Annotated in this window: 19 protein-coding genes and 3 tRNA genes; 13 read left to right on the top strand and 9 right to left on the bottom strand. The window is 63.1% G+C overall.

Annotated elements, in window-relative coordinates:
- Positions 1 to 284 precede the first annotated feature (284 nt).
- The 3 genes from QMZ05_RS35450 to QMZ05_RS35440 form a co-directional block, all read right to left on the bottom strand.
- Positions 285 to 1175 carry a hypothetical protein gene (locus tag QMZ05_RS35450; RefSeq protein ID WP_353704969.1) on the bottom strand — a complete coding sequence of 297 codons (891 nt, stop codon included), beginning with the start codon at positions 1173 to 1175 and terminating at the stop codon, positions 285 to 287.
- Positions 1176 to 1259: 84 nt separating this feature from the next.
- Entirely contained in the window at positions 1260 to 1676 is a 417-nt protein-coding gene (locus QMZ05_RS35445; protein ID WP_353704968.1) for a hypothetical protein, read from the bottom strand.
- Positions 1677 to 1717: 41 nt separating this feature from the next.
- Positions 1718 to 2983, bottom strand: coding sequence for a multicopper oxidase domain-containing protein (locus QMZ05_RS35440; protein WP_353704967.1), 1266 nt, complete (start codon positions 2981 to 2983; stop codon positions 1718 to 1720).
- A 204-nt stretch (positions 2984 to 3187) separates the two neighbouring features.
- On the opposite strand from QMZ05_RS35440, the gene QMZ05_RS35435 reads away from it, so the two are divergent.
- The 6 genes from QMZ05_RS35435 (at position 3188) to QMZ05_RS35410 (ending at position 10969) form a co-directional block, all read left to right on the top strand.
- Positions 3188 to 3272, top strand: a tRNA-Leu gene (locus QMZ05_RS35435).
- Between the two features lie 164 nt (positions 3273 to 3436).
- The gene (tig, locus tag QMZ05_RS35430; RefSeq protein WP_074127198.1) at positions 3437 to 4798 is read left to right on the top strand and encodes a trigger factor; all 1362 of its coding nucleotides are present in this window, start codon (positions 3437 to 3439) and stop codon (positions 4796 to 4798) included.
- A gap of 245 nt (positions 4799 to 5043) precedes the next feature.
- Positions 5044 to 5679: an ATP-dependent Clp protease proteolytic subunit gene (locus QMZ05_RS35425; RefSeq protein ID WP_021079148.1), complete on the top strand. Its 636-nt coding sequence runs from the start codon at positions 5044 to 5046 to the stop codon at positions 5677 to 5679.
- Positions 5680 to 6122: 443 nt separating this feature from the next.
- On the top strand, positions 6123 to 7397 hold the full coding sequence (gene clpX / locus QMZ05_RS35420; protein ID WP_018271869.1) for an ATP-dependent Clp protease ATP-binding subunit ClpX: 1275 nt from the start codon (positions 6123 to 6125) through the stop codon (positions 7395 to 7397).
- 322 nt (positions 7398 to 7719) lie between these two features.
- Positions 7720 to 10149 carry an endopeptidase La gene (gene lon / locus QMZ05_RS35415; protein WP_353704966.1) on the top strand — a complete coding sequence of 810 codons (2430 nt, stop codon included), beginning with the start codon at positions 7720 to 7722 and terminating at the stop codon, positions 10147 to 10149.
- 358 nt (positions 10150 to 10507) lie between these two features.
- A complete protein-coding gene (locus QMZ05_RS35410) occupies positions 10508 to 10969 on the top strand; it encodes a cache domain-containing protein (RefSeq protein WP_353704965.1) in 462 nt (153 codons plus the stop codon).
- 138 nt (positions 10970 to 11107) lie between these two features.
- Here QMZ05_RS35410 and QMZ05_RS35405 read toward each other — a convergent pair whose 3' ends face one another.
- A complete protein-coding gene (locus QMZ05_RS35405) occupies positions 11108 to 12370 on the bottom strand; it encodes an MFS transporter (protein ID WP_353704964.1) in 1263 nt (420 codons plus the stop codon).
- 1 nt (position 12371) lies between these two features.
- Entirely contained in the window at positions 12372 to 13040 is a 669-nt protein-coding gene (locus QMZ05_RS35400; RefSeq protein ID WP_353704963.1) for a GntR family transcriptional regulator, read from the bottom strand.
- Between the two features lie 176 nt (positions 13041 to 13216).
- On the opposite strand from QMZ05_RS35400, the gene QMZ05_RS35395 reads away from it, so the two are divergent.
- Positions 13217 to 13621 carry a GFA family protein gene (locus QMZ05_RS35395; RefSeq protein ID WP_353704962.1) on the top strand — a complete coding sequence of 135 codons (405 nt, stop codon included), beginning with the start codon at positions 13217 to 13219 and terminating at the stop codon, positions 13619 to 13621.
- Between the two features lie 55 nt (positions 13622 to 13676).
- Positions 13677 to 13751: transfer RNA gene (locus tag QMZ05_RS35390), tRNA-Val, on the top strand.
- A gap of 41 nt (positions 13752 to 13792) precedes the next feature.
- Here QMZ05_RS35390 and QMZ05_RS35385 read toward each other — a convergent pair.
- Positions 13793 to 14002: a PRC-barrel domain containing protein gene (locus QMZ05_RS35385; RefSeq protein ID WP_353704961.1), complete on the bottom strand. Its 210-nt coding sequence runs from the start codon at positions 14000 to 14002 to the stop codon at positions 13793 to 13795.
- 247 nt (positions 14003 to 14249) lie between these two features.
- Here QMZ05_RS35385 and QMZ05_RS35380 point away from each other — a divergent pair, with 247 nt between their 5' ends.
- From QMZ05_RS35380 to QMZ05_RS35370, 3 genes are read left to right on the top strand one after another with little or no spacing between them, the layout of a single operon-like run.
- On the top strand, positions 14250 to 14534 hold the full coding sequence (locus tag QMZ05_RS35380; RefSeq protein ID WP_353704960.1) for a hypothetical protein: 285 nt from the start codon (positions 14250 to 14252) through the stop codon (positions 14532 to 14534).
- A gap of 37 nt (positions 14535 to 14571) precedes the next feature.
- Positions 14572 to 14877 (top strand): YciI family protein, encoded by a 306-nt coding sequence (locus QMZ05_RS35375; RefSeq protein WP_050425261.1) that lies wholly within the window; start codon positions 14572 to 14574, stop codon positions 14875 to 14877.
- A gap of 48 nt (positions 14878 to 14925) precedes the next feature.
- Entirely contained in the window at positions 14926 to 15777 is an 852-nt protein-coding gene (locus QMZ05_RS35370; RefSeq protein ID WP_353704959.1) for a methyltransferase domain-containing protein, read from the top strand.
- Positions 15778 to 15900: 123 nt separating this feature from the next.
- On the opposite strand, the gene pepT is transcribed toward QMZ05_RS35370, so the two are convergent.
- Together pepT and QMZ05_RS35360 are read right to left on the bottom strand one after the other, a co-directional pair.
- Positions 15901 to 17157 carry a peptidase T gene (gene pepT, locus QMZ05_RS35365; protein ID WP_353704958.1) on the bottom strand — a complete coding sequence of 419 codons (1257 nt, stop codon included), beginning with the start codon at positions 17155 to 17157 and terminating at the stop codon, positions 15901 to 15903.
- A gap of 167 nt (positions 17158 to 17324) precedes the next feature.
- Complete coding sequence (locus QMZ05_RS35360; protein ID WP_224924859.1) at positions 17325 to 17648, bottom strand: HU family DNA-binding protein; 324 nt, start codon at positions 17646 to 17648, stop codon at positions 17325 to 17327.
- Between the two features lie 307 nt (positions 17649 to 17955).
- Here QMZ05_RS35360 and QMZ05_RS35355 point away from each other — a divergent pair.
- A tRNA-Asp gene (locus QMZ05_RS35355) sits at positions 17956 to 18032 on the top strand.
- Between the two features lie 144 nt (positions 18033 to 18176).
- On the opposite strand, the gene QMZ05_RS35350 is transcribed toward QMZ05_RS35355, so the two are convergent.
- Positions 18177 to 18362 carry a hypothetical protein gene (locus QMZ05_RS35350; RefSeq protein ID WP_353704957.1) on the bottom strand — a complete coding sequence of 62 codons (186 nt, stop codon included), beginning with the start codon at positions 18360 to 18362 and terminating at the stop codon, positions 18177 to 18179.
- Positions 18363 to 18545: 183 nt separating this feature from the next.
- Here QMZ05_RS35350 and QMZ05_RS35345 point away from each other — a divergent pair.
- Positions 18546 to 19395 (top strand): methyltransferase domain-containing protein (locus tag QMZ05_RS35345; RefSeq protein ID WP_353704956.1); only part of this gene is annotated, 850 nt, incomplete at its 3' end.

Genomic DNA, 19395 nt, shown 5'->3' with positions numbered 1-19395 from the left:
AGACTGCCTCCCAAAAGAAGCCTTGAATCTGATTTGCTCTCAAAAGGGAATCCTTAGAGTCCACACCACCTAGGGCCGGGACCTGGAGGCGGGGCGGATGGCACGAAGGTTCGCCTCCGGTCCTCACGTCTCGCTTCACACGATCGATTGAGGAGCGCCGCAGCTATGCGTCCGGCAAGCGGCAATCCATTGCGCTGTTCGCCTGTAGCAAGCTCAGACACATTCTGCAGAAAACAAGAAACGCCGCGCTGGTCACACGCGGCCTATCGGCTGGAACTGCTCGATCAATTGCGCACGAAATAGAGCGGCGTTCTCAATGTCAGCTGATAGGACGGCTTCGGCACCCACATGATCTGCGCCGTGACCCCGAACAGCCGATTGTCATTGTCGTCCATCCGGTCGAGATCAAGCCGGACGACGGGCTCGGTGAAGGACGGAACCGGCGTGAAGTTCAGGAGCTGTGCGCCGCCGAAATGCTGCACTCCGACGCGGCCGGTGAATTTCCAGTTGCTGGGCCACTGATAATAGCCGCCGACATAGCCGATGATATTGGGGTGAATCCGGGCGAGCGCGGTCGCCACTTCGACGCGGGTGTCCTGGATACCGGCCAACACCCCGCGCGTTTCGTCTTTGTCGAAGGCGTAGCCGAGCTCGACAATGTTGTTGAATGTCGTCGTCCCGGTCGGCCCGTTGGGGATCGACTGGGTGATTGTGGATTGCCAGGTGATGGTCGGAATTGAACCGCCATTCTGGCTGTAGACGTCTGCCTGGAACCCGACGTTCCAGCTGGTGATATGGAAGGACGACCAACCCTGTGTCTGGGCGTAGGTCGTCGTGCCGGAAACCCCGGCGTAGAGCGAGACCTTGTCGGTGACATCCACGGTCATCGGAAGATCGACGGCGACGGATTGCCGGGAGGGCAGGGATACGCTCGTCGGAAGCGTGGTGCTGTTCGCGAGCGCCAGCGATTGCAGCGCGGTGGAGAGAGCCGAGCTGCCGAAGCCGATCGGTAAAGCGCCGGCCGGCACCGTTGCGTAGCTGGTTCGCAAGTCGAGATAGATATTCGGCGTCGCGCCTATCGCTTTCGTGGCGCCGCTGTCGTCGTCGCCATCCTTGCCGAACGCTGGTCCGGTGAAGCATGCGCCGATCAGGCAGGCCAGGACGAGCTTCGGCAACACCAGGGCTCGTAGAACGAGATGGTCGAAACGCGAGGGGAGACTGGCAGGACCTTCGGGCTCTACGTCCATTTCGTCCTCGCGCTAGCTCACGAGATACTTCGCCACCGCCGGCTCGTTCCATTCGATGCCGAGCCCGGGACCGCGCGCGGTCACGGAGCCCTCGACGATCTCGGCAGGCCTTGCCAGGATCGCGCCGGCGAAATCGAGGAATTCGAGCCAGTGCGCGGTCGGCGTCACCGCGAGCAGATCGAACGGCGCGACCGGCCTGCCGGCCAGTTCGCGACCGATCTCCTCGATCAGATAACAAAGCGGGTGAAGTGTGAGCTTGCTGTAGGCGAAGATGTAGGTGCGGCCGGTAACGCCTTGATCGGTCTCGACATCGATCAGGACCAGCGGACCGGAATCGATCACGCCGAAGGCGGTCCTCACCATGCGCTTGAGCGGCACGACGACCCCTCGCGCCTTGACTCCGCGGATCGCTGCAACTGTCTGGCTCATGGATGTTCCCTGCGCGCTTCCCGGAGTGCTTCCTCTTCTTGTTATTGGACACTGTACCATCGGACGAGCCGCGGTGCGGCCCAATCGGTCGCGACCTGCTCGATCAAATAGCGGCCCGGATATTCGGCGAGGAAGGCGATGCGCTGGGTCTGCCCCGGTTCGACGGCGAGCGTGTCAAGCCAGAACGGCTTCCAGCCGTCATCGAGCTTGTCGAGCAGACGGAAGTGATGGCCGTGCAGATGAAAGACGCTGGCGATAGCGCCGCGATTGGTCAGGGTCAGCACGACCGGCCGGCCGGCCTTGGCCTGAAAGGTGGGGGCGGCCGACGGCTTGAAATCCGCCGTGCGGAACCACTCGGTCGGCGTGCCCAGCGCCAGCTCGAATCTGGCGGCGCTCCTGAGATCGAGCTGGGCGGGCATGTCGTTGCCCGGGAGCGGCGGCGCGGGCGGGAATGGCGCGGGGCGGATCGGCGGTTCGTTCGAGACGATGAGCTTGCCGACCGGGCGAGCCTGCTTGCCGTCGTGCAGCAGGATCGCGAAGCTGGTTCCGGCCGGACCGACCGGATCGACAAAGACATCGGTTCGGCTTCCGGGCGCCAGCACCAGCGCACCGTTGCGGGCCGGGAACGGTTCGGCTGGCTGGCCGTCGATCGCCATCACCCTAACGTCGAGGTTCTCCAGCTTGACCGCCAGCACACTGCGCTGGCTCCCGTTGATAAAGCGGAGTCTGAGCCGGGCATTGGCCGGTGCCGAGACTTCGTATGAAGTCTTGCCGTTAATTGTATGAAATAGCGTCGATTCCTTGGGATCGTTCCCTGGCGGAATCGCGGTTCCGTCCGGCAGCAGGCGCCACTCCTCGATCAGCAACACCTCGTCGCGATCGACCGCGATCGGCGAGGTGCCGGTGACGATCAGCGGGCGCGGGCGGGCCGGCACCGTATCGCCATCGCCGAGCAGCGGCTCGCACAGGAAGGTACCGGCATGCCGGAGCGGGAGCTGGAAAGTATCCTTGGCCCCGGTGGCAAGCGGCGCGCGGGAGGCCAACGGCTCCGCGGCCGGGTTGCCATCAAGCCCGCGGCAATCGAGCGCGGCGGCGACCGGCAGCTCGTTGCCAAACGTGACGTCGAGGACCTCGCCGCGCCTGAAGCGGAGGTCGCCGCTGCCGAGCGACCAGACGGGCGTGTCCGGCCCGTCAGGGCGAAGCACGATGCGATCGATTCTGGCCTGGAGCGCGACCGCCGTCCGTCCCTGGGCCGAGACCGTGGCCGGCCAAGCGGGGCAAAGCGCCGCGGCGCCGAGGGCGGCCATCAGGTCGCGCCGGCTGAGCCTAAATTCGGGACTTGCTACGGGGCTTGCCATCCGGCCGATGCGGACCATTTTCAAGTGTACCTGTCCAGTCGCGATCAGTCGCAGGCGGGCTCTCCAGCGGCCATTTTTTTGCTGCGAACCGGTGGGCGCATGTTATAAGCCCGGCCGCCCGCGGCATCGCGGCCGAACTGGGATGCTTTTCGCGCGGGCGTGGCGGAACTGGTAGACGCGCTGGATTTAGGTTCCAGTGACGAAAGTCGTGGGGGTTCGAGTCCCTCCGCCCGCACCAAGCGCTTACAGCGTTTGCATGACGAATTCTTGGAGAACCTTGGGCCCGCAGGGGACGAGGGTTCGCCGAACCCACAGACGTCAGGCCGCAAGGCTTACCGTCGAACAGATTGAACACTGCCACGGCCGCTCGGGCCGCGGCAAAAGCGGAAGAAGATTGATACCATGCAGGTCACCGAGACCCTCAACGAGGGACTGAAGCACGAATTCAAGATCAGCGTTCCGGCATCCGATCTCGATGCCAAGGCGGACGCCAAGCTGGTCGACCTCAAGGACAAGGTCCGTCTCAATGGCTTCCGTCCCGGCAAGGTGCCAGTGGCGCATCTGAAGAAGATCTACGGCCGCTCGGTCATGGCCGAGACCATCGACCAGACCATCAGCGACACCAACCGGCAGCTGTTCGAAGATCGCGGCTTCCGCCTTGCCGGCGAGCCGAAGATCACGATGCCGACCGAGAAGGACCAGGTCGATGAATTGCTGTCGGGCAAGACCGACCTGACCTACACGGTCGCGATCGAGGTCGTGCCGCCGATCCAGCTCGCCGATTTCAAGTCGTTCTCGGTCGAGAAGCCGGTGGTCGAAGTCTCCGACGCCGACGTCGACGACGCCATCAAGCGCATCGCCGAAGGCAGCCGTCCGTACAACGCCAAGGCCGAGGGCACCAAGGCGGAGAAGGGCGACCGCGTCACCATCAGCTTCAAGGGCACCATCAACGGTGAAGCCTTCGAGGGCGGCACCGGCGAGGGCATCCAGGTCGTGATCGGCGCCGGCCAGTTCATCCCGGGCTTCGAGGAGCAGCTGATCGGCATCGGCTCGGGCGAGACCCGCACGCTGAAGGTCTCGTTCCCGAAGAACTACCTCAACGACAAGCTTGCCGGCCAGCCGGCCGAGTTCGAGACCACCGCGACGCTGATCGAGGCGCCCGGTGAGGCCACGATCGACGACGAGTTCGCCAAGACGCTCGGCCTCGAGTCGCTCGACAAGCTGAAGGAAGCCGCGCGCGAGCGCCTGACCGCCGAATTCGCCGGTGCGACCCGCCAGAAGGTCAAGCGAGCGCTGCTCGATCGTCTCGACGAGAGCCACAAATTCGAGGCGCCGCCGTCGCTTGTCGCCGAAGAGTTCAACCTGATGTGGAACTCGATCAAGGCCGAGATGGACTCGACCGGCAAGACCTTCGCCGACGAGAACACCACCGAGGATGCGGCCAAGGAAGAGTACCAGAAGATCGCCGACCGCCGCGTCCGCCTCGGGCTCGTGCTGTCGGAGATCGGCGAGAAGAACAAGATCACCGTGACCGACGACGAGGTCTCGCGCGCGGTGATCGAGCGCGCGCGCCAGATGCCCGGCCGCGAGAAGGAAGTCTGGGATTACTACCGCAGCAACGCGCAGGCGCTGGCCCAGCTCCGCGCCCCGATCTACGAGGACAAGGTCGTCGACTTCGTCCTGGAGCTCGCCAATGTGACCGAGAAGAAGGTCACCAAGGACGAGCTGTTCAAGGATGAAGACGCCGAGAAGACTGCCGCCTAATTCCGGCACCTCGCGTTAATGATGAACCGCGAAAGCGCGCCCGGCGAGGATCCCCTCGCTAGGCGTGCCGCCGCGAATCGGCTTGAACGTCTGCGACCTGCCCAATTGGCTAGTGGCGGCCTTGTCGGGCGGAAATTGGCCCATATCTGGTTTAAGCCTTGAGCCAACCAGCCTCGAGCCGGTAGTCTTGGACGAAGCTAGTTCTGGGCAAAGTTCTGCATCACCCCTAACCCCTGGGTTCTTTCATGCGCGATCCCGTTGAAACCTACATGAACCTCGTGCCGATGGTCGTCGAACAGACCAATCGCGGCGAACGCGCCTACGACATTTTCTCGCGCCTTTTGAAAGAGCGCATCATCTTCGTCACCGGTCCGGTGGAAGACGGCATGTCGACCTTGATCGTCGCGCAGCTCCTGTTCCTCGAGGCCGAGAATCCGAAGAAGGAAATCTCGATGTACATCAACTCGCCGGGTGGCGTGGTGACGTCGGGCCTTGCGATCTACGACACGATGCAGTTCATCCGTCCGCCGGTGTCGACGCTGTGCACCGGGCAGGCGGCCTCGATGGGCTCGCTGCTGCTTGCGGCCGGCGAGAAGGACATGCGCTTCACGCTGCCGAACTCCCGCATCATGGTGCACCAGCCCTCCGGCGGCTTCCAGGGCCAGGCCACCGACATCATGCTGCACGCGCAGGAGATCCTGAATCTCAAGAAGCGCCTCAACGAGATCTACGTGAAGCACACCGGCCAGACCTACAAGGCGATCGAGGACGCGCTCGAGCGCGACAAGTTCCTCACCGCCGAGGACGCCAAGGCGTTCGGTCTCGTCGACAAGGTCATCGACAAGCGTCCGGAAGATCCGTCGGCCGCAAAGGCTGCCTGATCCCGACAGGCCTCCCGGGGCGCCGGTGTGATCTCCACATTGGCGCCTCACATAATCGGCAAAAGCAGGACGGGCGGAGTACCCCGCAAGTGCCTATGCGCGGGCTGAAAGTTCCGCTTTCGTGCTCATTGGCCGGCGTGGTAATCCCGCAACGTTCCGTGGATTTCGACGCGTATTCCACGTGCGATCGTGGAAAATCACGGTATTGTCACGGTCTTGAGCCGGGCATCCGATTAGCGAATTCTTGATAGTCGGGTGCCAGCATGGTTGGCTGTAATGCATCGGCTATGATCGCGGAGATTCGAATAAACCGTGATTGGCACGGTCAGTATTGCGTAGGGTCTTTTTTGGTACGGAATTTGCTCTATCTACCCAAGACCCCGGTTTTGTGCCGGATTGGGTCGATCTGGCAAACAAGATCGAACGGCGGACGGAGATAAGGAATGAGTAAGGTCGGCACGAGCGACGCCAAGAACACGCTATACTGCTCGTTCTGCGGCAAGAGCCAGCATGAAGTTCGCAAGCTGATTGCCGGACCGACTGTCTTCATTTGCGACGAGTGTGTCGAACTCTGCATGGACATCATTCGTGAGGAGAACAAGTCCTCGCTGGTGAAGTCGCGCGACGGCATTCCGACGCCGAAGGAAATCTGCAAGGTCCTGGACGACTACGTGATCGGCCAGAGCCATGCCAAGAAGGTGCTGTCGGTCGCCGTTCACAATCACTACAAGCGGCTTAACCATCAGACCAAGCACAACGACGTCGAACTGGCGAAGTCGAACATCCTGCTGATCGGTCCGACCGGTTCGGGCAAGACGCTGCTCGCGCAGACGCTGGCCCGCATCCTCGACGTGCCCTTCACCATGGCTGACGCGACGACGTTGACCGAAGCCGGCTATGTCGGCGAGGACGTCGAGAACATCATCCTGAAGCTGCTGCAGGCCGCGGACTACAATGTCGAGCGGGCGCAGCGCGGCATCGTCTACATCGACGAAATCGACAAGATCAGCCGCAAGTCGGACAATCCCTCGATCACCCGCGATGTGTCGGGTGAGGGCGTCCAGCAAGCACTGCTGAAGATCATGGAAGGCACGGTGGCCTCGGTCCCGCCGCAGGGCGGCCGCAAGCATCCGCAGCAGGAGTTCCTGCAGGTGGATACCACCAACATCCTGTTCATCTGCGGCGGTGCGTTCTCGGGCCTCGAGAAGATCATCTCGGCGCGCGGCCGTTCGACCTCGATCGGTTTCGCGGCGCAGGTGCTCGCGCCGGAGGATCGCCGTACCGGCGAGATCTTCCGTCACGTCGAGCCGGAAGATCTGCTGAAGTATGGCCTGATCCCGGAATTCGTCGGCCGTCTGCCCGTCGTTGCGACGCTGGAGGACCTCGACGAGACCTCGCTGAAGAAGATCCTGACCGATCCGAAGAACGCGCTGGTGAAGCAGTACCAGCGGCTGTTCGAGATGGAGAACATCGAGCTGACCTTCGCCGACGAGGCGCTTGGCGCGGTTGCCCGCAAGGCGATCGAGCGCAAGACCGGTGCGCGCGGCCTGCGGTCGATCCTGGAGAGCATCCTGCTCGAGACCATGTTCGACCTCCCGGGCCTGGAAGGCGTCGAGGAAGTCGTGATCTCGCGCGAGGTCGTCGAGGGCACGGCGCGTCCGCTCTACATCTACGCGGATCGTTCCGACCGCGCCGTCGAGAGCAGCGCGAGCGCCTAACAGCACGCGTCTCGAACCGCTAAAAATTGCACGGCTGCCGGGCGATCCGGCGGCCGTTGCGGCGCAATAACAGCGCCGTTATGGCATTGCAGTAAATGCCTGTTTAGCCTGAATTTCCCGGCACTTCTCAGACTTGACACCCCCCGGCCTGATAGCCACCTAATGCTATCGGCGAGGGATCTCGTGCGTTGAGATTCGTCGCTTTTCGATGCGGAATAGGCGGCTGCTGACGGCAATCTTTTTCCGGATCACCAAGGCACCTTGTGGCGGTTGCGCAAGCAGGCGGACTGCGAGCAAGGGGGCAAAACAAAAGGATAAGGCCATGACGACCTCAAAACCCCGGCCAACGATCGTCCACGGCGAAAGCCACTCCTATCCGGTGCTGCCGCTCCGCGACATCGTCGTCTTCCCGCACATGATCGTGCCTCTCTTCGTCGGCCGCGAGAAATCGATCCGCGCGCTCGAAGAGGTGATGAAGAACGACGCGCTGATCATGCTGGCGACGCAGAAGAACGCGTCCGATGATGATCCGGCACCCGATTCAATTTACGAGACCGGCACGCTCGCCAGCGTCCTGCAGCTCCTGAAGCTGCCCGACGGCACCGTCAAGGTGCTGGTCGAGGGCCTCGAGCGCGCGCGCGTCGAGAAGTATTCCGACCGCAGCGAGTATTACGAGGCGACCGCGGTCGCGCTCTCCGACACGGACGCCAACTCGGTCGAGGCCGAGGCGCTGGCACGGTCGGTCGTGTCCGACTTCGAAAGCTATGTGAAGCTGAACAAGAAGATCTCCGCCGAAGTCGTCGGCGTGGTTCAGGCGATCACCGATTTCGCCAAGCTCGGCGACACCGTGGCTTCGCATCTTGCGGTCAAGATTGCCGATCGGCAGGCGATCCTGGAGACGTTGTCCGTCACGCAGCGCCTGGAGAAGGTGCTGGGCCTGATGGAGAGCGAGATCTCGGTGTTGCAGGTCGAGAAGCGCATCCGCTCGCGCGTCAAGCGCCAGATGGAGAAGACCCAGCGCGAGTATTACCTGAACGAGCAGATGAAGGCGATCCAGAAGGAGCTCGGCGACGACGAAGGTCGCGACGAGCTGGCCGATCTGGAGGAGAAGATCTCCAAGACCAAGCTCTCTAAGGAAGCGCGCGAGAAGGCACAGCACGAGCTGAAGAAGCTGCGCCAGATGTCGCCGATGTCCGCGGAAGCGACCGTCGTGCGCAACTACCTGGATTGGCTGCTGTCGATCCCGTGGGGCAAGAAGTCCAAGGTCAAGAAGGACCTCGAGGCCGCGCAGGCGGTCCTGGACTCCGATCACTACGGGCTCGAGAAGGTCAAGGACCGTATCGTCGAGTATCTCGCGGTGCAGTCGCGCGCCAACAAGCTGACCGGACCGATCCTGTGCCTGGTCGGACCTCCCGGCGTCGGCAAGACCTCGCTCGGCAAGTCGATCGCGAAGGCGACCGGCCGCGAGTTCGTGCGCGTGTCGCTCGGCGGCGTGCGTGACGAGGCCGAGATCCGCGGTCACCGCCGCACCTATATCGGCTCGATGCCCGGCAAGATCATCCAGTCGATGCGGAAGGCGAAGACCTCGAATCCGCTGTTCCTGCTGGACGAGATCGACAAGATGGGTGCCGATTTCCGTGGCGATCCGTCGTCGGCGCTGCTTGAGGTCCTGGATCCCGAGCAGAACTCGACCTTCAACGATCACTATTTGGAAGTCGACTACGACCTGTCCAACGTGATGTTCATCACGACCGCGAATACGCTGAATATTCCGGGCCCGCTGATGGACCGCATGGAGATCATCCGGATCGCCGGTTACACGGAGAACGAGAAGGTCGAGATCGCGCGCAAGCATCTGATCCCGAGCGCGCTCTCCAAGCACGGCCTGGACTCCAAGGAATGGTCGATCGACGACGCGGCCTTGCTCTTGATGATCCGCCGCTACACCCGCGAAGCGGGCGTGCGTAACCTGGAGCGTGAGCTCTCTACACTCGCCCGCAAGGCGGTGAAGGAGCTGATGATCTCCAAGAAGAAATCGGTGAAGGTCACCGAGGCGAACATCGAAGAGTTCCTCGGCGTTCCGAAGTATCGCTTCGGCGAGATCGACGACGAGGATCAGGTCGGTATCGTCACCGGTCTGGCCTGGACTGATGTCGGCGGCGAGCTGTTGACCATTGAAGGCGTCATGATGCCCGGCAAGGGCAAGATGACCGTCACGGGCAACCTGCGCGACGTGATGAAGGAGTCGATCTCGGCGGCGGCGTCCTACGTCCGCTCGCGTGCGATCACCTACGGCATCGAGCCGCCGATGTTCGACCGGCGCGACATCCACGTTCACGTGCCGGAGGGCGCAACCCCGAAGGACGGTCCGTCCGCAGGTGTTGCGATGGCCACCGCGATCATCTCGGTCATGACCGGCATTCCGGTCCGCCACGATGTCGCGATGACCGGCGAGATCACGCTGCGCGGTCGCGTGCTGCCGATCGGCGGTCTGAAGGAGAAGCTGCTGGCCGCCGCGCGCGGCGGCATCAAGACGGTGCTGATCCCGGAGGACAACGCCAAGGATCTCACGGAGATTTCCGATGCGATCAAGGGCGGCATGGAGATCATTCCGGTCTCGCGGCTGGATGAGGTCGTCGCCAAGGCGCTGACCCGTGTGCCTGCGCCGATCGTCTGGGAAGAGGAGACCAGCAAGGTCGACGTCAAGCCCGACGCTTCGGATGAGGCGTCCGGCGGCCTGACGGCGCACTGAAGCCAGCTCCAACCGAAATCATGAAACGGCGCCTTCGGGCGCCGTTTTGTTTTGGTGGTTCGCAAGTGAGGTACGGACGCCCCGCGGATCGTCTTGCTTCAATCCTTCGGCGGCGCGAGCCACTGCAATTTCCGGTTCTCGCGATGTCCGCTTTGTCGCTGTAGCGGCCGAGTTCGTGCGGCAGCGCAATATGTCGCGATGGGCCAAATCCGGAAATGGCCACCGCGCCTTTGCTCATCGGTTCGTCGGCGGGCACGAGCAGACCAGGTCAATTGGGGCAATGTTTGGATATGATCGTTGCGGGCCTACGCACGGTGCGGGACAATTGCGATCGTTCGAAGAGCAGGGAGGAATCTCCATGTTTCGTAAGCTCGTGATTGGCGCGTTAGGCGTCATGGCTGTCTTGTTCTCGACGACGGCATTCGCGCAAGGTACTGCGGCCGACGCCAAGGCCATGCTTGAGAAGACGGTTGCGGCCATCAAAGCCGATAAGGCCAAGACGCTTGACCAGATCAACAAGGGCGAAAACGGCTTCCTTGCCGGCGACCTCTATCCGTTCTGCTTCAATCTGAGCGACGCACTCCTCGTCGCGGTCGGCAATCCCAACGTTAAGGGGCTGCTCGGCAAGGATGCGAGGACATTCAAGGACCCCACGGGCGACGTGTATGGCCCAAAGCTCTTTGACGCGGCAAAAGAGGGCCAGGTCAATGAGGTCAGCTACATGTCTCCCAAGGCCGGCGCTGACAAGACGTGGGTGCCGAAGGCGAGCTTCGTGACCGCGGTCGCCGGCCTTGGATGCGGCGTCGGTTACTACAAGTAGTCCGACCAAACCAACCGTCATATGGGCGCCGAACTGCCGGGCTCCGGCGCCCACACAATGCGTGACCGGTCAGTTCCGAAGCCCTTCACTCCGCATGTGCGGTTTGCCATCGAAGCCGGTCAGTTTTTGATGTCCGTCTCAGGTCGTCTTCGACGGAGCCAGCGCGCTGCGCCTCAATGAGTCCGCATCCTGGTTCTTTCTCTCGACGACGAAATTGCCGATCGCCCCACACGCCATGAACACGCTGGTGCCGAGGAACACCGCGCGCATGCCGATATGGCCGCCGATGAATCCGCCGGCGAGCGGGCCGATCACCTGGCCGGCATATTGCGCCGAGATCGAGTAGCCGAGCATGCTGCCGGTGACTGCGTCGGGCACGTTGTGCCGGATCACGCTGGCGATGCAGGGCAGCAGGCCGCCGAGCGCGAGCCCCATCAGGAAGCGGAGCAGGATGAGTTGCCAGCCGCTGACCACGAAGGCCTGCGGGATCAGCAGCAGCGCCGAGGCCGCAAGGCAAACGTTGATGATCCGCCAATGGCCGATACGGTCGGCCAGCTTGCCGAGGTGCGACGACGACAGCAGGCTGCCAAAGGCCGCTGCCGACATCACGAGGCCGGCCACGAACGTCACCTGCGGCGCCTCGACCAATTGCGCGACGTAAACCGTGATGATCGGCTCGATCGACATGTTGGCGACCATCAGCAGCAGGCCGGTGCCCCACATCGCGATCACAGGGCGCTTGTCCGGAACCAGCGACCAGCCGCCACGCGTCTTGCTGCCTTTCGACGTCTTCGGACGTGCCTCCTCGCGGATCAGGAAGGTCGTGCCGAGGAAGGTGATGAAGATGACGCCGCCGATCAGGAAGAAGGTCGCGCGGATGCCGATCAAGCCGGGCAGGACGCCGCCGATCAACGGACCGACCAGGCTGCCGGCCATGATTCCGGCCGACAAAACGCCGATCGCCCAGCCGGAGCGCGCCTTCGGCGTCTGCGCGGCGACCAGCACCGTCGAGCCCGAAGCGTAGCCGCCCAGCAGGCCGGTCAAGAGCCGCAGGCCGACCAACTCATAGACATTGTGCGCCATGCCGATCAGGGACATGGCAAGCGCCATGCCGAGGCTCGCGCGGATCAGCATCAGCTTGCGGCCATAGCGATCCGCCAGCCGTCCCCACAGCGGCGCCGTCAGCGCCGCGCTGAAGAAGGTTGCACCATAGGCGATGCCCGACCATTGCACGATGGCGGCATGATCAGTCACGCCGAGCTGCTCGACATAGAGCGGCAGGAACGGCAGCAGCAGCGTCATTCCCACAATGGTCGTGAAGGAGCCGAACACGCAGACGATCAGGTTGCGTCTCCAGGGCCCTATGTCGAGCAGGGCCTCGCGATCGATTTCGATGTTCATGTCAGCGCAATCCGATCACGGCGAAGCCGCGCGCCCGCAGGCCGCGGCGGTCCTCGTTCAGCGAATGCAGCAGGCGATCGCGGGTGTCCTTGATGTGATCGGCGGCCTCGCGCGCGGCGGCTTCCGGATCGTTGGCCTTGATGAAGCCGAGGATGCGCCGGTGCTCGCGCCAGGCCTGCTCGCGCGAGGGTTCGGTCCACACTTCGAGCCAGCGCGCTCGTGACAACCGGGTCATGGCGCCGGCGATCGCCTTGACGATGAAGGGATTGCCGGAGAGCCGCGCGATCTCGACATGGAAATCGGTGCCGACACGATGCCATTCCTCGCGCGGCGCGCCGGACTGGCAGGCATCCAGCATCTCTTCGACGCCGGCGATGTCGGCTTCGCTCGCGCGCGCGCAGGCGAGGCGGACGGCGGTCGTCTCCAGCGGGATCCTGAACTCCGCCAGCGCTTCCAGCTCACCGAGGTCAATCGGTGCGACGATCCAGTTGCGGCCGTCGCGGCGGACCAGCTCTTCACCCTCGAGCCGCACCAGCGCGGCGCGGATCGGCGTGCGCGATCCCTCGAACCGGCTCTCGAGCCAGCGTTCGGTCAGCCGCTCGCCGGGGCCAAGATCAAGGGAGAGGATCATCTCCCGGAGTTGGTCGTGGATCTGGAGCATCTGCGACATGGCGTTATCCTTGGGCGGCCTACAGCGCGTATCCCGAATTGGTATCCCAAACAATCCCGAATTGGGATACCAGCGTTGTCCGGATAGGACACTGGACGGTGGCGCGGGGCTGCAATCGAGGGGAACGACCTCTCGGCGACCGCCTTGTTGCACGACGCCGAATTGGGAGAACGCAGATGCAGATCGACGGGCAATGCCATTGCGGGGCCGTGACCTATCAGGCCGAGATCGATCCCGAACGGGTGTCGATCTGCCATTGCACGGATTGCCAGGCGCTGACCGGCTCGCCCTATCGCGTCACGGTGATTTGCGCTGTCGAGCAGGTCCGGCTGACCCATGGTGCGCCGAAAGTGTACGGCAAACGCGGCGATAACGGCCGGATCCGCATCCAGCATTTCTGCGGCGATTGCGGTTCCCCCTTGTTCACCAGCGGCGAGGATGGAGGTCCCGACGATTGGGGCATTCGTTGGGGCAGCATCCGCCAGCGCGGCGAATTGACCCCGCGACGCCAGGTCTGGTGCCGCTCCGCCGCGCCCTGGATCAACGATCTCGGGGGATTGCCGGCACGGCCAAGGGATTGAAGCTTTGCGGCCTTGCACCTCGGGGGTGGGCGAGGCTAAAGAGGCGCGCAGGTAGGGGCGGTTAGCTCAGCGGTAGAGCACTGGTTTTACACACCATTGGTCGGGAGTTCGATCCTCTCACCGCCCACCATTCGGCGCTTACTCGATGACGGACGCCCGCAGGATCCAGCGCTATTGCTGAAGCATCCTGATTGTCGAGATCGGCCACTTCCCGATATGCCCCGTGATCGAGATGCGCAACCCGTGTGACTCGTCGAGAAACACGCCGTCGACGGTTCCCGCAGTCCCGTCGGTGAGAACTGCGGCCCTTCCGACCAGTTCTGCTTCCGCTTGCACATGCTCGCGCAGGATGATGGTGGCGCGGTGTTTCACGAGCTGCAAAGCGGCCTCTGGTTGAAGAGCCCTACGTAGCAAGGCCATTGCGCGGCCCTCTGTGAGCGCGTGGAGAGGGCGCGATCCCGACCGTGGGCTAGTATGTGGGGTGGCCGGGACCGCGCTTGCTCCGCGCTGGCCGGTCAAATGTCAATCGTTGGCCGATGGCGCGAAAGGTGCCGAAAGTCACGTGCGCAGGTTTGATGCCGGCCTTGCTGCGATGCTATTCTCTCCGCCTAACCCGGGAACTTGATGCATGCGCAAAATTGCCGCGATTTTACTCCTCACCATGATTGGCGGACCTGCACTGGCGCAGTCGGACCATGTTCAGCGCTATCGCGAAGAGGTCGAGAAGTCGCCTGCCGATGCGGCCAACGAGGCGCGGCAGCAGCGCGCCTACCAGCGCGCGCTGAGCGGTGTGCCGGACCAGAAGCCGACCGACCCGTGGGGCATTGCGCGCCCCAATGAGGGGCAGGCCGCCTCGAAGGGGAGCGCCGCGAAGGCGAAGCCGGCCAAGCCCACGAACGCAGCCGCCAAGTAGTCAGCGACGAAGTAATCAGCGAACGCGGACCAGGTCGATGAAATACTACGTCTGCAAACTGACCGGACCGCGCCCGACCTTCCCGCAAGACATGACGCCGCAGGAAGCCGCCATCATGCAGGCGCACGTCGCCTATTGCGGCGAATTGCTGCAGGCCGGCAAGGCGCTGATCTTCGGGCCGGTCGCCGATCCCGCCGGCGTCTGGGGATTGGGCGTGCTGCAACTGTCCGATGATGCCGATCCGCAGGAGATCGTCGCCAACGATCCCGTCACCAAGGCTAATGCCGGGTTCACCTATCAGGTCACGCCGATGTTGCGCGCTGCGACGCGCGAGAGCTGCTAGCATCGGCCAAGGCTTCCCAACAAGGCTTCTCAACAAGGTTTTGAGCGCATGAACGCTGGTCACCCGCAGAACGCCGATCAAATTGCATATTGGAACGGGCCGGGCGGTCAGCGCTGGGCCTCAAGACAGGCCGCGCAAGACATCGTGCTGCAGCCGGTGCTTGACCTGCTGATCGATCGCGCAGCACCGAAAGCCGGCGAACGCGTCGTCGATGTCGGCTGCGGCAGCGGCGCCTCGAGTTTTGCGCTGGCGGCAAAGGTCGCGCCCGCGGGCCACGTGCTTGGCGTCGACGTCTCGGAGCCGATGCTGACGCGGGCGCGGCAAAGCGCGCCGCAGGGACTGCCGGTCGAATTCACGCTCGCCGATGCGACGGTGTATCCGTTCGCCCGCGAAAGTTTTGACTTGTTGGCCTCGCGCTTCGGCGTGATGTTCTTTGCCGATCCGGCGGTGTCCTTTGCCAATCTGCGCAAGGCGGTGAAGCCGGCCGGCCGTCTTGCCTTCGCGTGCTGGCAGGAGCCGCGCGAGAATCCGTTCTTCATGGCGCCGTTGCAGGCGGTCTACAAGCACGTGCCGAAACTGCCGCAGCTCGGCCCCGAGGATCCCGGCCCGTTTTCGTTTGCCTCCGAAGCCCGGGTGAACCGGATCCTGGACGAGGCCGGCTTCTCCGGCATTGCCATGGAGCCGTGCAAGGTCGAGCTCGATGTCGCGACCGGCCGCGGCATCGATGCGGCGATCCAGGGCGCGCTCGAGATCGGGCCGGCCAGCCGTGCGCTGGAAGGCCATCCGGATGACGTGCGCGCCGCCGCGACCGCGTCGATGCGCGAAGCGCTGGCGCCCTTCGTCAAGGGCGATTCCGTGCTGCTGCCGGGTGCGATCTGGATCGTGACCGCACGGGCCTAGGAGAACGAGTTGGTTGTGCCGTCATTGCGAGGAGCGTAGCGACGAAGCAATCCGTCTATCCGCGCGTCGAGATATAGATTACTTCGGTTCGCTCGCAATGACGGGGAGAGAGTTGCGACGAGCCTACGCCCGCTCTTCCCAGATCATCGCGAGATGCACGATGGTCTGCACCGCCTTTTCCATGTCCTGCCGGCTGACCCATTCGAGCCGCGAATGGAACGCGTGCTCGCCGGCGAAGATGTTCGGGCAGGGCAATCCCATGAAGGACAGCCGCGAACCGTCGGTGCCGCCGCGGATCGAGGTCTTCACCGGCGTTAGTCCCGCGCGCTCGATCGCCTCGATCGCGTAAGCGACGATCTGCGGGTGGCGGTCGATCACCTCTTTCATGTTGCGGTACTGCTGCTTGACCTCCATGCGGTAGGTCGAGCGCGGATATCCCTTCATGACATCCTTGGCGATCGCTTCGAGCAGCACTTCCTTCTGCTTCAGGCCGGCTTCGGTGAAATCGCGCACGATGAAGTCGATCCGTGCGTGCTCCAGCGCGCCCGAGATCGCGACCGGATGCAGAAAGCCTTCCTTGCCTTCAGTGGTCTCGGGCGAGCAGGTGTCCTTCGGCAGGCGATCGACGATCGCAGCCGCGATCTTGATCGCGTGCTCCATCTTGCCCTTGGCGAAGCCCGGATGGGTCGCGACGCCTTCGACGATGATGCTGGCTCCGTCGGCGGAGAAGGTCTCGTCCTCGATATGGCCCGCGGTCTCGCCGTCCATGGTGTAGCCGAAATCGGCCCCGAGCTTCTTGATGTCGACCTTGTCGACGCCGCGGCCGATCTCCTCGTCCGGCGTGAACAGGATCTTGATGGTGCCGTGCTTCACCTGCGGATTGGTCATCAGGAAATGCGCGGCATCCATGATCTCGGCGAGGCCGGCCTTGTTGTCGGCGCCGAGCAGGGTGGTGCCGTCGGTCGTGATGATGTCGTTGCCGATCTGGTCGGCCAGCGCTTCATGCTCGGCGGCGCGGATCACCTGCGAGGCGTCGGCGGGCAACACGATGTCGCCGCCGCGATAGTTCTTCACGACCTGCGGCTTGACGTTCTTGCCGGTGCAGTCGGGCGAGGTGTCCATGTGCGAGCAGAAGCAGATCACCGGCACCGTCTTGTCGGTGTTGGCCGGGATCGTTGCATAGACATAGCCGTGCTGATCGAGATGCGCGTCGGCGATGCCCATCGCCAGAAGCTCGGTGACCAGCAGGCGGCCGAGATTCTTCTGCTTCTCGGTGGAGGGGCAGGTCGGCGAATCCGGGTCGGACTGGGTGTCGATCACGACATAGCGCAGAAAGCGCTCGGTGACGGTGTGCTTGAAGTCGAGAACCGGTGCCAGCATGAAGACCGCGCAGGGGTAGGGACGAGGACAATGCGCCTTGGCGAAGTTGGTTCGTGCAAGCAAACCGGATCAAGGCGAACTGGAGACAATCCTATAACAGAAAAGCGCCACTCCGGGGCCGCGTCACGAGCCGGAATGGCGCTTTGATATCAACGGAGAGTAAAGCCTTAAACGGCTTCCTTCAGCTCCTTGGCGGCGCGGAAGGCGACCTTCTTGCTCGCCTTGATATGGATCTGCTCGCCGGTCGCCGGGTTGCGACCCATGCGGGCGGCGCGCTTGCGGACCTGGAGGATGCCGAGGCCGACGATCCTGATGCGCTCGCCCTTCTTGAGGTGCTTGGTGATCCGGGTAACCATGTCGGTCAGGATCGCCTCGGCCTGCTTCTTGGACAGCTCCTGCTCTTCGGCGATGGCCGCCGCCAGGTGCTTCAGCGTGATCGTCGCCGGGGTCGCTGCTTTCTTCGCCATGTGTGGCCCTCCTCGTTGCTGAATGGCTGGATTGCTTGCGTTCGCGCGAATGGCATGCCGTTCGCGTCGGAAAAATGCGCCCGGAAAAGTCCTGAAACCGCCGGTCCCGGGAACGGGCAGCACCGGGCCGGCCACAGGAAACCCAGACGTATCAGGCCTTATTTGATTCGGGGCTTTGCTGACTACGCCGTTTCGCCTGAAAACAGGCTACAACTCGCTACTACGGCGCAAAAGCGCCTGCACTGTGCAGGGATCCGCAACGCGCTTGACTATCGGGATGCGGGCCTTTATGCCCTCGGTCCTGCGCGGATCAATCCGAAGATCGGCATCCGCGGGAGTAGCTCAGTTGGTTAGAGCGCCGCCCTGTCACGGCGGAGGCCGCGGGTTCGAGTCCCGTCTCTCGCGCCAGTCTTATCAAGCACTTAGCCCAAGTTCCAGAATTTGAGACGTGCCGCACGGCGCGCCGTCACGACGCTTTGGACGCCCTCTGTCCGGGCTCGGCGGCACGCATCTTCGAGACCCCAAAACAATCGCGCGCCAAGCTCTCCTCTTTCAGACGATTTCAATCGCCGGTTCGCTCCCGGCGATCGCATGATCATCATTCACGCGCGCAATCCGGCGTCCGGCCACGCCTGACACGATCAGCCAGGTTTCCGGCTGTGCGCCTTCTCCGATGACGACCGTTGCGTCCTGATCCTTGAGCGCCTGGAGTGCTTGGATGAGCTCGCGGACTTTCATCGATACGATTCCTGGAGGCCGCACGGCTGGAGCGCCTCACGCGAGCATCAGATAGGCGAACGCGGTAGTGACTATCACCACCCGGATCGGCGAGAATGGAAGCAGCGCAGGTCCCGGTTCACGTGCGCAGCGTAACGCGCCAGCCTGACGTCAACCTTACTTTGCTGGGCTGAAGTCCAGCCGATGCCGTCGCTGCTGTATCCGGCGGAACCAATCAACTACGTCAGGTTGTCACTTTTCGGCGTTACACTTGATGAAGGCGGTCGCAAGGCTTGCAGGCAAGGCTTGCAGCAAGAGCCGCGTGCGCGGTTCCGCCGCGTTCCGGAACTCACGCGTATGATGCGTCTTAAAGTTGCCGGAGAATTCACCGACAGTTTCGGAAACATTCAGATGACGCTGGCGCGGCAAGGACCGACAAACAGAACTGGAGACGTGCGGATGGATTGGAGCCTGTGGCTGAACGAATACTACAAGGACGAGCTGGCGAGGACGGAGGCCGCGTGCGGAAGGGGAGAGCCTGCGTACGAAGCGTTCAAGTGGATCGACGATCCCTATCTTTGGAACGTGCTGCTCTGGAAGGAGTATGATGGCTTCGACGCCATCAAGGCGACGATTCCCGATCCGCCTGACGCCGGCACCCAGAAGAACTGGAGCGGTCGTTCCGGGATGGAGCTCGGCGCTGCGGTGATCGAAACCTATCGGCTCATGCACGACAAGCTCAGGCTGCATCTGGACAAGCCATTCGAAGAGTGTTCGGTGCTGGACTATGGTTGCGGCTGGGGCAGCGTGCTCAGATATTTCATGAAGGATGTGCCGCTGCGCAATTTGCATGGCTGCGATCCTCACAAGGGCATCATCCAGGTCGCACAACGCTCCAACCCTCGCGCCGATATCGTGCTGTCGGACAGCCTGCCGAAGCGTCTTCCATTCAACCAGAAATTCGATGTCGCCTACGCGCTGTCGATCTGGACGCATCTCTCCCCGGTCGCGAGCGACGTATGCCTCGACGCGGTCCATGCTGCGCTGGAGGACC

Origin of the sequence: Bradyrhizobium sp. INPA03-11B, from assembly GCF_040446015.1 — a bacterium.
Taxonomy (GTDB): Bacteria; Pseudomonadota; Alphaproteobacteria; order Rhizobiales; family Xanthobacteraceae; genus Bradyrhizobium; species Bradyrhizobium macuxiense_A.
This window is presented reverse-complemented; position numbering and strand designations above follow the sequence as displayed.

Excerpts from the sequence above, each read along its gene's own strand:
- QMZ05_RS35410 (WP_353704965.1), top strand. The coding sequence starts at position 10,508 with ATGTTTCGTAAGCTCGTGATTGGCGCGTTAGGCGTCATGGCTGTCTTG.
- QMZ05_RS35440 (WP_353704967.1), bottom strand. The coding sequence starts at position 2,983 with ATGGCCGCCCTCGGCGCCGCGGCGCTTTGCCCCGCTTGGCCGGCCACG.
- QMZ05_RS35375 (WP_050425261.1), top strand. The coding sequence starts at position 14,572 with ATGAAATACTACGTCTGCAAACTGACCGGACCGCGCCCGACCTTCCCG.
- QMZ05_RS35405 (WP_353704964.1), bottom strand. The coding sequence starts at position 12,370 with ATGAACATCGAAATCGATCGCGAGGCCCTGCTCGACATAGGGCCCTGG.
- clpX (WP_018271869.1), top strand. The coding sequence starts at position 6,123 with ATGAGTAAGGTCGGCACGAGCGACGCCAAGAACACGCTATACTGCTCG.
- QMZ05_RS35380 (WP_353704960.1), top strand. The coding sequence starts at position 14,250 with ATGCGCAAAATTGCCGCGATTTTACTCCTCACCATGATTGGCGGACCT.
- QMZ05_RS35425 (WP_021079148.1), top strand. The coding sequence starts at position 5,044 with ATGCGCGATCCCGTTGAAACCTACATGAACCTCGTGCCGATGGTCGTC.
- QMZ05_RS35350 (WP_353704957.1), bottom strand. The coding sequence starts at position 18,362 with ATGAAAGTCCGCGAGCTCATCCAAGCACTCCAGGCGCTCAAGGATCAG.
- lon (WP_353704966.1), top strand. The coding sequence starts at position 7,720 with ATGACGACCTCAAAACCCCGGCCAACGATCGTCCACGGCGAAAGCCAC.
- QMZ05_RS35445 (WP_353704968.1), bottom strand. The coding sequence starts at position 1,676 with ATGAGCCAGACAGTTGCAGCGATCCGCGGAGTCAAGGCGCGAGGGGTC.
- pepT (WP_353704958.1), bottom strand. The coding sequence starts at position 17,157 with ATGCTGGCACCGGTTCTCGACTTCAAGCACACCGTCACCGAGCGCTTT.
- tig (WP_074127198.1), top strand. The coding sequence starts at position 3,437 with ATGCAGGTCACCGAGACCCTCAACGAGGGACTGAAGCACGAATTCAAG.
- QMZ05_RS35370 (WP_353704959.1), top strand. The coding sequence starts at position 14,926 with ATGAACGCTGGTCACCCGCAGAACGCCGATCAAATTGCATATTGGAAC.
- QMZ05_RS35395 (WP_353704962.1), top strand. The coding sequence starts at position 13,217 with ATGCAGATCGACGGGCAATGCCATTGCGGGGCCGTGACCTATCAGGCC.
- QMZ05_RS35400 (WP_353704963.1), bottom strand. The coding sequence starts at position 13,040 with ATGTCGCAGATGCTCCAGATCCACGACCAACTCCGGGAGATGATCCTC.